At 40.5% G+C, this 14,858-nt stretch carries 15 protein-coding genes; 12 read left to right on the top strand and 3 right to left on the bottom strand.

What is annotated here, in order from left to right; genetic code table 11:
- Positions 1-12 precede the first annotated feature (12 nt).
- Complete coding sequence (locus tag MKY20_RS23195) at positions 13-825, bottom strand: undecaprenyl-diphosphate phosphatase (protein ID WP_374940690.1); 813 nt, start codon at positions 823-825, stop codon at positions 13-15.
- 171 nt (positions 826-996) lie between these two features.
- Here MKY20_RS23195 and MKY20_RS23190 point away from each other — a divergent pair, with 171 nt between their 5' ends.
- Both MKY20_RS23190 and clpB read left to right on the top strand, forming a co-directional pair.
- Entirely contained in the window at positions 997-1,176 is a 180-nt protein-coding gene (locus MKY20_RS23190) for a YjzC family protein (RefSeq protein WP_009331234.1), read from the top strand.
- 165 nt (positions 1,177-1,341) lie between these two features.
- Complete coding sequence (gene clpB, locus MKY20_RS23185) at positions 1,342-3,939, top strand: ATP-dependent chaperone ClpB (RefSeq protein ID WP_251174408.1); 2,598 nt, start codon at positions 1,342-1,344, stop codon at positions 3,937-3,939.
- Positions 3,940-4,008: 69 nt separating this feature from the next.
- Here the strand turns inward: clpB and MKY20_RS23180 are convergent, their stop codons facing one another.
- Positions 4,009-4,200 carry a DUF2929 family protein gene (locus MKY20_RS23180; RefSeq protein ID WP_009331232.1) on the bottom strand — a complete coding sequence of 64 codons (192 nt, stop codon included), beginning with the start codon at positions 4,198-4,200 and terminating at the stop codon, positions 4,009-4,011.
- 214 nt (positions 4,201-4,414) lie between these two features.
- On the opposite strand from MKY20_RS23180, the gene MKY20_RS23175 reads away from it, so the two are divergent.
- The 5 genes from MKY20_RS23175 to MKY20_RS23155 all read left to right on the top strand — a co-directional run bounded on the left by MKY20_RS23175 (position 4,415) and on the right by MKY20_RS23155 (position 8,914).
- On the top strand, positions 4,415-5,152 hold the full coding sequence (locus MKY20_RS23175) for a serine aminopeptidase domain-containing protein (RefSeq protein ID WP_009331231.1): 738 nt from the start codon (positions 4,415-4,417) through the stop codon (positions 5,150-5,152).
- 81 nt (positions 5,153-5,233) lie between these two features.
- The gene (locus MKY20_RS23170; RefSeq protein ID WP_251174407.1) at positions 5,234-6,067 is read left to right on the top strand and encodes a hypothetical protein; all 834 of its coding nucleotides are present in this window, start codon (positions 5,234-5,236) and stop codon (positions 6,065-6,067) included.
- 118 nt (positions 6,068-6,185) lie between these two features.
- On the top strand, positions 6,186-7,145 hold the full coding sequence (locus tag MKY20_RS23165; RefSeq protein ID WP_251174406.1) for a BMP family ABC transporter substrate-binding protein: 960 nt from the start codon (positions 6,186-6,188) through the stop codon (positions 7,143-7,145).
- A gap of 26 nt (positions 7,146-7,171) precedes the next feature.
- Positions 7,172-7,366: a ComZ family protein gene (locus tag MKY20_RS23160; RefSeq protein WP_009331228.1), complete on the top strand. Its 195-nt coding sequence runs from the start codon at positions 7,172-7,174 to the stop codon at positions 7,364-7,366.
- A 585-nt stretch (positions 7,367-7,951) separates the two neighbouring features.
- Positions 7,952-8,914, top strand: coding sequence for a nuclease-related domain-containing protein (locus MKY20_RS23155; RefSeq protein ID WP_251174404.1), 963 nt, complete (start codon positions 7,952-7,954; stop codon positions 8,912-8,914).
- A gap of 14 nt (positions 8,915-8,928) precedes the next feature.
- Here the strand turns inward: MKY20_RS23155 and MKY20_RS23150 are convergent, their stop codons facing one another.
- Positions 8,929-9,312, bottom strand: coding sequence for a hypothetical protein (locus MKY20_RS23150; protein WP_251174403.1), 384 nt, complete (start codon positions 9,310-9,312; stop codon positions 8,929-8,931).
- A gap of 215 nt (positions 9,313-9,527) precedes the next feature.
- Here MKY20_RS23150 and MKY20_RS23145 point away from each other — a divergent pair, with 215 nt between their 5' ends.
- The 5 genes from MKY20_RS23145 (at position 9,528) to MKY20_RS23125 (ending at position 14,857) form a co-directional block, all read left to right on the top strand.
- Positions 9,528-10,460, top strand: coding sequence for a beta-ketoacyl-ACP synthase III (locus MKY20_RS23145; protein ID WP_009331225.1), 933 nt, complete (start codon positions 9,528-9,530; stop codon positions 10,458-10,460).
- A gap of 48 nt (positions 10,461-10,508) precedes the next feature.
- Complete coding sequence (gene fabF / locus MKY20_RS23140) at positions 10,509-11,747, top strand: beta-ketoacyl-ACP synthase II (RefSeq protein WP_009331224.1); 1,239 nt, start codon at positions 10,509-10,511, stop codon at positions 11,745-11,747.
- A 254-nt stretch (positions 11,748-12,001) separates the two neighbouring features.
- Positions 12,002-12,658: a DUF2268 domain-containing putative Zn-dependent protease gene (locus MKY20_RS23135; RefSeq protein WP_251174402.1), complete on the top strand. Its 657-nt coding sequence runs from the start codon at positions 12,002-12,004 to the stop codon at positions 12,656-12,658.
- Positions 12,659-12,815: 157 nt separating this feature from the next.
- On the top strand, positions 12,816-13,841 hold the full coding sequence (locus tag MKY20_RS23130) for an ABC transporter ATP-binding protein (protein ID WP_009331222.1): 1,026 nt from the start codon (positions 12,816-12,818) through the stop codon (positions 13,839-13,841).
- The gene (locus MKY20_RS23125; RefSeq protein ID WP_009331221.1) at positions 13,838-14,857 is read left to right on the top strand and encodes an ABC transporter ATP-binding protein; all 1,020 of its coding nucleotides are present in this window, start codon (positions 13,838-13,840) and stop codon (positions 14,855-14,857) included. The genes MKY20_RS23130 and MKY20_RS23125 overlap by 4 nt, the downstream gene beginning before the upstream one ends.
- Position 14,858 lies beyond the last annotated feature (1 nt).

The raw sequence follows: 14,858 nt of genomic DNA, 5'->3' as shown, positions 1-14,858 counted from the left end.
AAGGCTTTTTCATTAAGATAGGAAATAAACCAGCGGTCCAACAATAAAACAATAAATCGCAAAATACTTCAGGTTTCCTTTAGCCATAATATTCATAAACCATACTAAAGAGAAGTAAGATGCAACTAGTGAAGCAACAAAGGCAATTGTATAGGGAATCGCATATTCAGATAAATTGGGATCCGTTAAAATGTCATTAAAACCAAGAATCATTCCGCCGGCGCTTACGGGGATATATAAAAGGAAAGAGAACCTTAGAGCTGTTTCCTGTTTCATCCCCAGCCCCATTGCCGCTACAATAGTGGCACCGGAACGGCTGATTCCCGGTATCAGGGCAACTGCCTGTGCAAGTCCTACAATAATTGCATCCTTATAAGATAATTCAGCATCATTTTTCCGTCCGCGTAAATTGCGGATCAGCCACAGTGCAAGTCCTGTCACGATAAGAGTAATCCCAACTGTTTTTATATTTGCAAGGTGCATATCGATAAAATCCTCGAGCAAAATGCCGATGACACCTGCAGGAATGGTTCCAATAATCAAGTAAATGATAAATCGAAAGTCTGATTCCGCCTGTTTATCTTTGGTTGTAATGTATGCAAGGCCGTTTCGGATGAGTCTCATAATATCTTCCCTGTATATAAGCAGCACAGCTAATAATGAGGCTGTATTTACAAGGAGGGCAAAGCTAAGGCCTTTGATGTCAAGCCCGAAAAAATGCTGGGCAATCTCCAGATGCCCGCTCGATGAAATGGGAATAGGCTCTGTAAATCCCTGAAATAATCCCAAAAACAAGTATTTAAGCAATGTTAGAAAATCAGTCACAAGTAAATCCTCCATAATCAAATCTCATACCACCCATTTAACTATAAAAAAGGCATCAGAGTAAAGTGATATCCTTTTCATTGCTTTTGTGCGATGCCAATAGTTTCCCTCATGAGAGATGCAAGAGTGGAAATAATAATAAGTGATTTACGATTAAAGGAGGTATTCAGCATGGGGCAAAACAGACAATTCAAGCCTGGCCAGAAAGCGCCTAATAATGGAATTTATATAGAAATTGGCGAAACGGGAAGTAACGTCAATAATCCTCAAATGCTTAAAATGAGAGCCGGGGATCAATTTCCGGAAACATCCAATCATAACCGGCTTTGGACGTATAAAAGAAAGCCTTGATTTTGATTAATGATAAAGAAGATGGGGAAATAGCATAAACAAAGTAGCCATCCCAATTGCGGATGGCTTTTTAGACTGAGAATAAACTGCTGGAAACTTTACATATGAAAAGATTGGATTATAATAAAATTAAAGGTCAAAAAAGGTCAAATAGGAGGTTGCACAGTGGATTTAAATCGGATGACAGAGCGGCTTCAGGAAGGGTTATTAAATGCACAGTCCATAGCAATACGCGAGCAGCATCAGGAAGTGGATGAAGCACATTTATTCCTGGCTTTAACGGGACAGGAAAACAGCCTGATATCATTATTACTGTCAAAAATGCAGATTCCGGCTAATTCTTTTAATAATAAAATGAAGGAAGCACTGAGGAAAAAACCGCAGGTGTCCGGTTCAGGAATGGATCAAGGAAAATTGTATATATCCGGTAAGCTGCAGCGGCTGCTGGCGGAAGCAGAAAATTATATGAAGATCTATCAGGATGAATTCATGTCAGTTGAGCATGTTTTCATGGCTGCTGCAGCAGCGGAAACCGAAACGGCAGCAGTTTTAAAGGCTTACGGAATCAATAAAGAAAAAGTGGAGCAGGCGATTAAGGAGATTAGGGGGAATCAGAGGGTGACATCGCAAAATCCGGAATCAACATATGAGGCTTTAAAAAAATATGGAAGAGATCTTGTTGCAGAGGTGAAACAGGGGAAAGTTGATCCTGTAATTGGCCGGGATAGTGAAATCAGGCATGTCATTCGCATCCTTTCAAGGAAAACCAAAAATAATCCAGTTTTAATAGGCGAACCTGGGGTAGGAAAGACAGCTATTGTCGAAGGATTGGCACAAAGAATAGTACGTAAAGATGTGCCTGAGGGCCTTAAGGATAAAACCATTTTTGCCCTTGATATGAGCGCTTTAATTGCTGGAGCCAAATTCCGGGGGGAATTCGAGGAAAGACTGAAAGCTGTATTAAATGAGGTTAAGAAAAGCGAAGGCAGAATTCTTCTTTTTATTGATGAACTTCATACCATTGTTGGAGCGGGCAAGACAGAAGGAGCAATGGATGCAGGGAATATGCTGAAGCCTATGCTTGCAAGAGGTGAATTGCACTGTATAGGAGCTACCACTCTTGAGGAACACCGCAAATATATCGAAAAGGATCCAGCCCTGGAACGGCGTTTTCAGCAGGTATTAGTGCAGGAGCCGGATGTAGAGGATACAATCTCAATTCTCAGAGGGCTGAAGGAGCGCTTTGAAATCCATCATGGAGTCAATATCCACGATCGGGCTATAGTGGCTGCCGCAACCTTGTCAGACAGATATATTACTGACCGGTTCCTTCCTGATAAAGCGATTGACCTGGTTGACGAAGCTTGTGCCATGATCAGGACGGAAATCGATTCAATGCCATCGGAGTTGGATGAAGTTACAAGAAGAGTCATGCAGCTTGAGATAGAAGAAGCAGCTTTACGAAAAGAGAGTGATGAAGGAAGCAAGCAGAGGCTTGCAGACCTGCAAAAGGAACTGGCTGAATTAAAAGACCAGGCTAACAGCATGAAAGCAAAATGGCAGCTTGAAAAAGAAGGAATCCAGAAAGTTCAGGAAAAACGGGAGCAGCTTGAGAAAATACGCCGTGAACTGGAAGAAGCAGAAAATAATTATGACTTGAATAAAGCTGCAGAACTGCGCCATGGAAGAATCCCTTCTTTGGAAAGGGAGTTGAAAGATCTTGAAAGTGCTGTTAACGAGAATCAAGGGGAAAGGCTGCTGAGAGAGGAAGTAACAGAAGAAGAAATTGCCGGCATTGTGGCAAGGTGGACAGGTATTCCAGTAGTTAAACTTGTTGAAGGAGAACGCGAAAAGCTGCTTCGTCTTGAAAGCATTCTTCACGAAAGAGTGATTGGCCAGGATGAAGCTGTCCAGCTTGTGTCAGATGCTGTCCTTAGGGCAAGGGCAGGAATTAAAGATCCTAACCGCCCTATTGGCTCCTTCATCTTCCTGGGCCCTACTGGGGTAGGAAAAACAGAATTGGCAAAGGCACTTGCACAGTCACTATTCGATAGTGAAGAACAAATAATCCGAATTGATATGTCCGAATATATGGAAAAACATGCTGTATCAAGATTGATTGGTGCTCCTCCGGGGTATGTAGGATATGAGGAAGGCGGTCAGCTGACAGAAGCTGTCAGAAGGAAGCCATACTCAGTAATCCTGCTTGATGAAATTGAAAAAGCCCATCCTGAAGTATTCAATATCCTTCTGCAGATGCTTGATGATGGAAGAATCACTGACTCACAGGGCCGTACGGTTGATTTTAAAAATACGGTTATCATTATGACTTCCAATATCGGCTCCCATTTTCTTTTGGAACGTTCTTCTGGTGAAGAAGATATATCTGAAGAAACAAGAGAAACTGTCCTTGGACAGCTGCGGAGCCATTTCCGTCCAGAGTTTCTGAACAGAGTGGACGAAATTATTCTGTTTAAGCCTTTGGCTCTTAATGAAATAAAGAGTATCGTTTTAAAATTAATTACTCAGCTTCAAGCAAGATTATCCGATCAGCATATTAAGTTGAGTATAAATGATAATGCCAAAGAATATATTGCAGAAAACGGATTTGATCCCGTCTATGGAGCCAGGCCGCTCAAGCGCTTTATCCAAAGGAACGTTGAAACAGCACTCGCCCGCAAAATAATCGCAGGTGAAATTAAGGATTACAGTGAAGTTGTCATATCCGCAGATAACGGCAAAATGGAACTGCTGGTAAAATAGGGAACAAATGAAAAGAATCATCCTGAATCAATCAGGATGACTCTTTTCATTTCCTGCATAAGCAGCAGATTAATGAAGTCCTTCTTTCTCAACAGGACCTTCAGGAATGATGGAAGCGACAACAAAAATTAAAACACTTGTCCCAACCGCCAGAATGGAGCCGGTTACAAAATCGTATGGCGCTCCTAGCATTGAAGAAACTACGTACGTTAACATTTGAACAAGAAGGAAAGTCCAGAAGAATGTCCAAAAGAATCTCATCTATTTCACCTCTAACATAATTAATCCCTTTTCATATTAGCATAAGCTATTAAAGAAATAAATTTATTTTTACATCCTATACATGTACTTTTCAACTCTCTGATTGGATACAGCCTGCTTCATATTGAACTTGTCTAAAACTAGGCAAATCCCCCATTCATTTTAATTTTACTCACATACATTATTATGAACAAACTTGCAAAGGAGTTTTACTATGGAAAGCCGGAACTTCCAGCTGGATACAGAATGGTGCATGATTCATTACCCAGATAAACCTAGTGGTTTCGGTATCCTGATTATTGGGGATGATCGGCACTTTGTTGACAGAAACTGCAGTTTTTGGACTCAAAATGAAGGGAAATATTCATTAATTAAGAAGCTCAGGGAAGATGGCTATACGATTTTTTATTCAAATCTTTACGGGAGGCACTGGGGGAACGACCAGGCTGTTGATAAGGCTAAATGCTTGTATGAACATATTCTGCGAACGGAAATTATTAACGAAAAGATCCATATTATTGCTGAGGGCATGGGAGCATTGGTAGCCCTTAGATTATTGCATGAAATGAGCGATTTAATCCGTTCAGCTGTATTAATCAATCCCATCCTTTCACTAAAGCACCATCTCGAGCAGGAAAAAGAGCATAAGTTTTTTTACAAGAAACTATTAAAAGAACTGGCAGTTTCATATGAAATAGAATCGGATAAAATAGCGGATCTGCTCAGCAGGCATGAAAAAAACCTTACAACGGGCCTTAAAGTGCCAGTCAGAATCATTCAGGTACTGGCGGGCGGAAGAGCTTACAAGCAATCAGATTATTTAAAGAAACGATCAATACAATGGGAAAATGAAAATAGCCCTATCTCTGTGTTTTATACCCTTCCAGATAAAAAACAGCGAATGTCTTCTCAAATGACTAACTTCTTTAGAAAATATGAAAAAGTTCTATAAAAACAGCTGCCATTCCGCAAAGAAATAAAGACAATCCCTGAAGCATAGTATACATTAATATGCTTCTAAGGAGGACTGAAAATGGACAGGGCAGTAATAGTAGGGACGTTTGAATTTATAGGATTCAGTCTGTGCAAGCACCTGCTTGAACAGGGCTGTGAGATAGATGGAATTCATTATAATAAGGAAAAAGAAGATGCTTTAATCAACGAAAAACGCCTGGCAATCGGACGGAATGCCAACTTCTATGAAAAAAACTATTCATCATGGATTAATTCTAAAAGAGAAATAATAAAAAATGATGTAATTTTTATAGATATATACGATTTATATATAAAGAATGAGCTTGCCTCTTTAAGGGAGAAGGAGCTTATTGAGGGATTTCTTATAAAAAATTTGGATGAATTCAAGGACCTGCAAGTGAAAATTGCATTCCTTCTCCCTATTCAGTGGCTTAAAGACATCAGCAGAACACACAGCCGCTTGGAAGATGCTATTGACATCCTTAGAGAAAACAATATTTCAGTTTCATGCTTTTACCTGCCTGTTATATACGGTCCCTGGCAGCCAAAGGAATTTAGTTTTCACCAGGCTCTTGCTAATATAAAACGAGTAAAGATAAATGAAAGGGAATGGATACATGACGCTATTTTCATTGAGGATCTTATCTGTTTCTTATCGAATTGTTCAGATAAGCTTTTAGGAGAATCCTGCCTTTTAATGAGCAGCGTCACTGGGCATTGGCAAAAATGTGCAGATTACCTTTCACTTGACTATAATAATAATTGGGACAGTCCCAATCTGGCAAAAGGAAAAGTTATTGAAAAAGCGATTGTGTGTTCCGTGAAATACTCCGAAGGTCTTGAGAAGCAAAGAAGCCATATTCTTTCTATAGAGATCCCGGATGGTTTGTAAACTAGAAAAAAGACTTTTCAATTAACATACAGACAAGGTAGAATTGAATTAGTCTGGTAAAATAAACCGGTCATACCATTAGTATGAAGTGAAAGACAGAGAGGCGGAGAAAGAGGAGATGCATAAGACATTAGTGAAATTCGGGATCCTTCTTTTGTGCCTTCTTTTATTGGCCTCCTGCAGACAATCGATGTCTACAGGAAAACTTGAAAAAGCTGGATTATTAGTGCCCGATACCGTCAATGATCAGGTATGGGGGACGAAAGGCTATAAAGGCATGTTAAAGATTCAATCCCATTATAATGTGGAGGTTTATTATAAAGAGGGCATGAATTCTGAGATGGTGGTTGAAAGAGCTGTTAAAGAGTTTGATCAAAAAGGTGTAAACCTGATTTTTGGACATGGCAATGAATACGCGGGATACTTTAATAACATTTCAAAAAAATACCCTGACATTCATTTTGTCAGCTTTAATGGCGATGCCAAAAATGACAACACCACCAGCTTGAATTTTGAAGCCTATGCAATGGGATTCTTTGGCGGCATGGTTGCTGGCCATATGACGAAAACCAATAACATAGGAATACTCGCAGCTTTTGAATGGCAGCCGGAGGTAGAAGGTTTTTATCAAGGTGTAAGCGAAATTGATGAAGGTATAAACGTGCAAATCCAATATGTCGGCAACTGGGACAATGATAATAAAGCCATAGCTCTCTTGGACAAAATGATTGCCAATAAGACAGATGTTGTCTATCCAGCTGGAGATGGGTATAATGTTCCTGTCATCGAGAAACTAAAAGAGGAAGGGCTCTACGCCATCGGCTATATTTCCGACCAGTCTGATCTGGGTGAATCAGTCGTCCTGACCAGTACGGTTCAGCATGTCGATGTTTTGTATGAACTAGTGGCAAAAAAATTCAACGAAGGCGAATTGGAATCAGGAAATCTAACCTTTGATTTCGAGGATGAAGTTATTTCACTTGGGAAATTCAGCCCTGACGTCGACGAAGAATTCAAAAAAGAACTAAACGCTGCCATTGAGAATTACAAAAAAACAGGCAAACTGCCCAACGAGTAATTTTTATACATAGGAGGTACTACATGATGCAGCTAAACGAAAAAAATATGGAATTCATGCAAATCGCCATGAAATACCTGCCAGAAGCCAAACAGCAGCTTGACGAAGCAGGCATTGAACTATCCATGGAAATGATCCAGCCATTCATGAACCTATTCACCAAAGTCATGAACGAAGCCTACGAAATGGGTAAAGCGGATGCTTTGAAAGAGAGTGAGTGAACCAGCCTTTAGGCTGGTTTTTTGTTTGGGATCGTGAGAAAGGACAGCTGAGAAAAAAGGTTGGCGTGTTAGACAAAAAAGTCCGCGCCGAAATAGGAAGAAACCGCGCGCAAATCCAAAGGGCCCGCGAGAAAAGGAGGCGTGTGCGCGTAAACCAAGAAGATCCGCGCGCAAAAGGCAGGAATCCGCGCCAAAATAGAAAGAAACCGCGCGCAAACCCAAAGAGCCCGCGCGAAAAGGAGCCGTGATCCCGTAAACCAAGAAGACCCGCGCGCAAAAGGCAGTAGTCCGCGCCAAAATAGGAAGAAACCGCGCGCAAACCCAAAGAGCCCGCGCGAAAAGGAGCCGAGAGCGCGTAAGCCAAGAAAATCCGCGCGCAAGAGGCAGGAGTCCGCGCCAAAATGGGAAGAAACCGCGCGCAAATCCAAAGAGCCCGCGCCAAAACGGTAAGGGCCATCCTCAAAATTTAAGTAATTCATGATAGAAAAGAGAATAGGTACTAAAATCTACATATAAAACAAAGGATTATTCAATATCCATACCGAATTCATAACTTTGGAGATAATGTTCCAAAGGAGGTTTGCTATGTTAATGAAGCCTAGATCCAAGCCGTTAAGAATATTACAGCTGGAGGCGCTGCTGCGCAGATTGCCTGATTACCACAGGAAAAGGTCAGAAATAGAAGTAGATTATAGAAATGGGCTATTAGGTTTTAATGGAGAGAAGCAGCTGGATTATTATTTGAGTTTTCTCCCAGGTAAAGATTTTAGAATTTATAATGATCTTCGACTTATCCTTCATACTCCTTTTCAAATTGATTCCCTGCTTATTACTCCATTCTTCGCAGGAATAATTGAAGTCAAAAATTATTCTGGAACCCTATATTTTGAACCAATATCTGATCAAGTAATTCAAACACACGGCCAGAAGGAAAAAGTGATTCCTAATCCAGTTTCGCAGGTATTGTGTCAAGTGTCCCAATTTAAAGAATGGCTGTTGAAAGAGAAGTTTCCAGAAGTGCCAATAGAGTATTTTGTCGTTATTGCTAATCCTGCTACCTATCTGAAAACAGAGAAAGAAAATAGCTCTATTTTGAAAAGAGTTGTTCATACTGAAAAAATAATTGATAGATTTACGGATGCCAAATCAAAATATAACAAACAAATACTATGGCCAAACGACATAAATAGACTGAATGAAAAGATTATTTGCAAAAATAGTCCTCTTGATAATGATATTTTAAATACTTACGGAATTAATCGAAAGGATTTACTAAGAGGTGTTCAATGTGATTCCTGCAAATCTTTTGCTGTTGTGAGGAAAGACGGAAAATGGTGTTGTCTTAAATGTAAAATGATTTCAAGAACGAGTCATATGGAAGCACTAACAGATTATCTTTTGCTTTTTAATTCAAAGATAACAAATAAAGAATGCCGGGATTATTTAAATCTCGAATCCAGGCATACAGCATATAGGATATTAAAATCTTTAAATCTATCCGGTGATGGACCAGCTAAAAAAAGGATATATTCTAAAGTAAACGGATAAGGTTTGCCCTGCACCTACTTCTTCAAAAACATCTCCAGCAAAGGCCCTGCTTTTTTCAGCAATGGCTTTAAATGATGAGCAGAAGTCATGAGTGTATCAATGTTGCCCATTAGTTCCTCAAAGTTGATGTTATTCAGGATATTTTTTCCGTTTTCATTAGGGGGATCTTCCTTTTCATCGCTTTTTCTGCTTCTTCCGCCAAGCAGCCATTCATCGGCTTCATGTGCATTACTGCTCCTGTCCCCAAAAAGCCAGTCACCTTTTCCCTGAGCTTCTTCACTTTTTTCGAATTCTTTTTCAACTTCATCTGACTCATATCTTCTTACTCTATCACCAAAAAGAAAATGGCTTAAAGGGTCTTCTGTATTTTTTTTGACTTTATCATCCTTATCAAACATATGTCATTCTCCTCCTTTCAGATGCCTATACAACAGCATATGAAGAAAAGTTAACTGGGTATAGACATTTGTGCAGTAATAAGTAAAGGACGGTAAAAAGTGTTGCGTTATTATATATACTTTTGATAAAATTAGTACCAAGTCATAATAATTGATAATAATATTAAAATAGAGAATGCTTATGGGTTTGTAAATATGAAAGGGAGTGGGACTCCATGAATGCTGGTATTATAGGAATCGGAAGATATCTTCCTGAAAAAGTGGTAACAAATGCAGATTTGGAGAAAATAGTTGATACTTCTGATGAATGGATTCGGACCAGGACTGGAATTGAGGAAAGAAGAATAGCGGACGATAGCATAGATACATCTGATATGGCCTATGAGTCAGCACTTAAAGCCTTGGAAAATGCAGGCATTGAAGCAGAGGATTTAGATCTTATTTTAGTTGCAACGGTTACACCGGATCATCCATTTCCATCTGTTGCATGCATGCTTCAGGAACGATTAAAAGCAAGCAAGGCGGCGGCAATGGATATTAGCGCTGCATGTGCAGGTTTTATGTATGGTATCATAACGGCAAAACAGTTTATTGAAACAGGGACATACAAACATGTATTAGTAGTAGGTGTTGAAAAGCTTTCAAAAGTTACAGACTGGAATGATCGTAATACAGCCGTATTATTTGGAGACGGAGCAGGTGCAGCTGTAATCGGGCCAGTCTCAGATGGCAGAGGAATATTATCCTTTGAATTAGGTGCAGATGGTACAGGAGCAAAACACCTATATCAGGATGAATATATCATTATGAATGGACGCGAAGTGTTCAAATTTGCGGTTCGCCAAATGGGTGAAAGCTGCATCAACGTACTTGATAAGGCTGGATTATCCAAAGAAGATGTAGATTTCCTAATTCCTCATCAGGCGAATATCCGCATTATGGAAGCTTCCCGCCAAAGATTGGAACTCCCGGTTGAGAAGATGTCGAAAACAGTGGATAAATACGGAAATACTTCTGCCTCATCTATTCCAATTGCATTGGTGGAAGAACTGGAAGCGGGTAAAATTAAAGATGATGATTTGCTCGTGATGGTCGGCTTCGGCGGAGGGCTAACTTGGGGAGCCATTGCGATGAGATGGGGAAGATAAGATACCTCATTTTAAATATGATGATAATTTAAAAGGAGCTGCATCAAAATGAATAAAAGAAGAGTTGTCGTTACAGGCATCGGAGCTGTAACACCGCTTGGAAATAATACAGAGACGACATGGAACAATATTAAATCAGGGGTTTCGGGTGTTGGTCCTCTGACTAGATTAAATGCAGATGAATATCCGGCTAAGGTAGCTGCTGAGGTAAAGGATTTCAATCCCGAAGAATATATTGACAAAAAAGATGCCAGAAAAATGGACCGCTTCACACACTATGCTGTTGCTTCAGCCTTTATGGCTGTAAAGGATGCGAACCTTCAGATCACAGATGAAAATGCGCATCGGATCGGTGTTTGGATTGGTTCAGGCATTGGCGGTATGGAAACTTTTGAAAATCAATATGAGACATTTATGAAACGCGGGTACAGAAGGGTGAGCCCCTTCTTCGTTCCAATGATGATTCCGGATATGGCAACGGGTCAGGTCTCCATTTACTTAGGGGCGAAAGGGTTTAACTCTTGCACTGTAACTGCATGTGCCACTGGTACAAACTCAATTGGCGATGCCTTTAAGGTTATTCAGCGCGGCGATGCCGATGCGATGATCTCCGGGGGAGCAGAAGCGCCAATCACAAAAATGTCTGTGGCTGGATTTTGTGCCAACACTGCGCTTTCAACCAATCCAGATCCAAAAACAGCAAGCCGTCCATTTGATCAAAATCGTGATGGATTTGTTATTGGAGAAGGTGCAGGGATTGTCGTACTTGAAGAATTGGAGCATGCACTTGCCCGCGGCGCAAAAATTTATGCTGAAATCGTCGGCTATGGCGCTACCGGGGATGCTTATCATATCACTGCACCTGCTCCAGGCGGAGAAGGCGGAGCAAGAGCCATGAAAATGGCGATTGAAGACGGCGGCTTAAAGCCGGAAGATATTGATTATATTAATGCCCATGGTACAAGTACAGATTATAATGATAAATTTGAAACATTGGCAATAAAAGAGGTGTTCGGGGAGCATGCTTATAAATTGGCAGTAAGCTCGACTAAATCCATGACGGGACATCTTCTGGGAGCTGCAGGCGGAATTGAAGCCATTTTCACAGTTCTGGCTATGAAGGAAGGGATCCTGCCGCCGACCATTAATCTTGAAAACCCGGATCCTGAATGTGATCTGGATTATGTTCCAAATAAGGCAAGGGAAAAAGAAATAACAGCTGCAATGAGCAATTCCCTTGGCTTTGGCGGCCACAATGCAACCATCGTCTTTAAAAGATATGAATAAAAACTAAACCAGAGCCGATTCAATGGAAGATGAACCTCCTTTGAATCGGCTTTTTATTTTGAAGAACAAAATGCTGCCGCATACATAAAATTTATTAACTATCGAATAAATGGAGGTGGGAAAATGGGATAGTCAAAACAGATTTATGGCTCGAAGAAAGTTTTAATGAACCGCTTAAAATATGTGAAAAACTTACAGGACCCTTTAATGATCATAACCCCCAAAAAATATACGAATACTTAATGGATTTCGGCATGTATAAACCTGACCGGTTCAGCAGGAATGATTTTAAGGAATTAAAAGAAAAAGAAACATGGAATCTAGCAGAAAAAATATACTTAAAGTATAGGAAGAAGTGGGGCGGTCCTAATATTGATGTTTATATATTCCCGTCGGCAGGAGGAGGCCCTTTTTCGCAGCATTCCGGAAAATCGGGAGTTTCATTTGCGAATATGCTCTTTCTGTTTCTTCCTTCTGATATAGAAGAGGACGAAATAGAGGCTTTATTTGTGCATGAATATCACCATGCTTGCAGAATTAACTCACAGAAAAAAACGCTTGAAGAATTTACGCTGCTAGATTCCATCATATTGGAAGGGCTTGCCGAACATGCGGTAGAAATTCACTGTGGCAAGAAATTCAGAGGATCCTGGTGCAGCAGATACTCAAAAGATGAAATCAGGAATTTCTGGGATAAATTGATTAAAACTCATCTGAAATTAAAAAAGAATGAGAGGCTTCATCAGAAGATACTGTATGGTGAAAGACCCTACCCTCCATTAATTGGTTATGCTGCTGGCTACGAAATTGTAAGGGGATTTAGAGAGAAAAAAAGTTTTTCTACAAAACTATCTTTTAGTGCGCCATCCGAATATTTTGTGGATCAAACTTTATATAAACTGGAGTCGTAATCGCTTTAAAGCCCTAAAATGTGGGCTTTTTTTTTAGTTGAGAAAAATGAATCTTAACAAATTTTAAAAAAATCTTGCAATTGTAATAACTTTGTAATAATATTTTAGACAAATAGAATGAATTAACAGAATAATTCGAAAAGGTAAGAGGTGTCCTATGAGCGCAAATCCCCGTCAACATAAAGACGCACCATTACTAGAGGTGAAGAATTTAGAAACGGCTTTTTCCATAGATGGTACATACTATAATGCAGTTGATAATGTTTCTTTTAGAGTTAAGCCTAGACAAATAGTTGGAATCGTAGGAGAGTCGGGCTGCGGTAAATCTGTAATGAGCCTCTCTGTCATGAAGCTCCTGCCTAAAGGAATTGGCCAAATCCGAAATGGAGAAATCATCTTTGACGGTATTCATTTGGAGAAGATGACAGATTCAGAGATTAATAAAATCAGGGGAAAAGACATCGCAATGATTTTCCAGGAGCCTATGACTTCTTTAAATCCTGTTTTTTCTATTGGGTTCCAGCTGCAGGAAGTATTATTCAATCATATGAAAATCTCCAAAAAAGAAGCGCGGCTTAAGAGTATCGCACTTCTAAAAAGTGTGGGAATTTCAAGGCCTGAAAAAATTGTAGATGAATATCCGCATCAGCTTTCAGGAGGTATGAGGCAAAGGGTCATGATCGCCATCGCCATTGCCTGCCAGCCGAAGCTATTGATAGCCGATGAGCCGACAACTGCTCTGGATGTTACTGTACAAGCCCAAATTCTTGAGCTTTTAAAAGAAATCCAGGAAGTCAACGATATGTCCGTCATTCTGATTACTCATGACCTGGGTGTTGTGGCCGAGATGTGTGATGAGGTCATTGTTATGTATGCAGGAAAGATAGCAGAACGGACTGATGTAGATTCCTTATTTCACAATCCAAAACATCCTTATACTCAGCTCCTGATGGGAGCTATTCCGAAAATGGATGAAGAAGTGGAAAAGCTTAGCACAATAAAAGGAATTGTGCCTTCATTAAAAAATATGCCTAAAACAGGGTGCAAATTTGCGGCGCGCTGCCCTAAGGCAATGCCTGAATGCCTGACTGTTACACCTCGATTGGCAGAAAATGAAGCAGGACATGAGGTTGCCTGTCTGCTTTACGAGACAAGCCAGCCGAAACAAGAGGTGAACGCATGATGAGTACAGAGCATAATAACACAGCTGTTTTAAAAAAGGATAAAAGCAGCAATGAAGTGCTTTTAGAGGTTAAGAACTTAAAGACTTACTATCCAATAAAAGGCGGAATCCTTAGAAAGACTGTGGCGGTCGTTAAGGCTGTCGACGATATTTCCTTTGAAATTAAGAAAGGGGAGACGCTGGGGCTGGTGGGGGAATCAGGCTGCGGAAAATCAACCGCAGGCAGAACGATCCTCAGACTTCTAGAACCAACAGACGGACAAATCATATTTGACGGACAGGATATCACAAATGTAAGAGGAACCAGTCTAAGGAAAATCCGCCAGGACTTCCAGATGGTTTTCCAGGATCCTTATGCATCATTAAATCCCACGATGATGGTTGGGCATCTTGTGTCAGAGCCCATCAGGAACTATAACAGCAAATCCGAAAAAGAACTTAAGCCGGAAGTAATGGATCTTCTTGCGAAAGTTGGGCTGCCTGAAGATGCTTACTATAAATACCCGCATGAGTTTTCCGGCGGGCAAAGACAGCGTATCGGAATCGCAAGGGCACTGGCTTTAAGACCAAAGCTCATTATTGCGGATGAGCCTGTTTCCGCCCTGGATGTATCGGTCCAATCTCAGGTATTGAATCTGCTGAAAGAGCTTCAGGATGAATTTGATCTTACTTTCTTATTTATAGCCCACGATTTGAGTGTAGTTAAACATATGAGTGACCGGATTGGGGTTATGTATCTTGGTGGCCTTGTAGAAGTCGCTGAAAAGGACAGCCTCTATGCAGAGCCTTTGCATCCTTATACTCAAGCTCTAATCTCTGCGATCCCAGAACCGGATCCGCGCAAGAAAAAGGAAAGAATTATTTTAGAGGGGGATGTGCCAAGCCCGATTGATCCTCCAAAAGGATGTACCTTCCATCCGCGCTGCGCGCATGCAATGCCGGAGTGCCAAAGTGTAAAACCGCACTTAAAGGAGGTGAAGCCTGGGCATAGAGTCGCTTGTCACTTATATAAATAAG

The organism is Cytobacillus sp. FSL W8-0315 (assembly GCF_038002905.1).
Lineage (GTDB): Bacteria > Bacillota > Bacilli > Bacillales > Cytobacillaceae > Cytobacillus > Cytobacillus pseudoceanisediminis.
This window is presented reverse-complemented; position numbering and strand designations above follow the sequence as displayed.

Excerpts from the sequence above, each read along its gene's own strand:
- MKY20_RS23125 (WP_009331221.1), top strand. The coding sequence starts at position 13,838 with ATGATGAGTACAGAGCATAATAACACAGCTGTTTTAAAAAAGGATAAA.
- MKY20_RS23130 (WP_009331222.1), top strand. The coding sequence starts at position 12,816 with ATGAGCGCAAATCCCCGTCAACATAAAGACGCACCATTACTAGAGGTG.
- MKY20_RS23150 (WP_251174403.1), bottom strand. The coding sequence starts at position 9,312 with ATGTTTGATAAGGATGATAAAGTCAAAAAAAATACAGAAGACCCTTTA.
- fabF (WP_009331224.1), top strand. The coding sequence starts at position 10,509 with ATGAATAAAAGAAGAGTTGTCGTTACAGGCATCGGAGCTGTAACACCG.
- MKY20_RS23190 (WP_009331234.1), top strand. The coding sequence starts at position 997 with ATGGGGCAAAACAGACAATTCAAGCCTGGCCAGAAAGCGCCTAATAAT.
- MKY20_RS23175 (WP_009331231.1), top strand. The coding sequence starts at position 4,415 with ATGGAAAGCCGGAACTTCCAGCTGGATACAGAATGGTGCATGATTCAT.
- MKY20_RS23145 (WP_009331225.1), top strand. The coding sequence starts at position 9,528 with ATGAATGCTGGTATTATAGGAATCGGAAGATATCTTCCTGAAAAAGTG.
- MKY20_RS23155 (WP_251174404.1), top strand. The coding sequence starts at position 7,952 with ATGTTAATGAAGCCTAGATCCAAGCCGTTAAGAATATTACAGCTGGAG.
- MKY20_RS23165 (WP_251174406.1), top strand. The coding sequence starts at position 6,186 with ATGCATAAGACATTAGTGAAATTCGGGATCCTTCTTTTGTGCCTTCTT.
- MKY20_RS23135 (WP_251174402.1), top strand. The coding sequence starts at position 12,002 with ATGTATAAACCTGACCGGTTCAGCAGGAATGATTTTAAGGAATTAAAA.
- MKY20_RS23180 (WP_009331232.1), bottom strand. The coding sequence starts at position 4,200 with ATGAGATTCTTTTGGACATTCTTCTGGACTTTCCTTCTTGTTCAAATG.
- MKY20_RS23170 (WP_251174407.1), top strand. The coding sequence starts at position 5,234 with ATGGACAGGGCAGTAATAGTAGGGACGTTTGAATTTATAGGATTCAGT.
- MKY20_RS23160 (WP_009331228.1), top strand. The coding sequence starts at position 7,172 with ATGCAGCTAAACGAAAAAAATATGGAATTCATGCAAATCGCCATGAAA.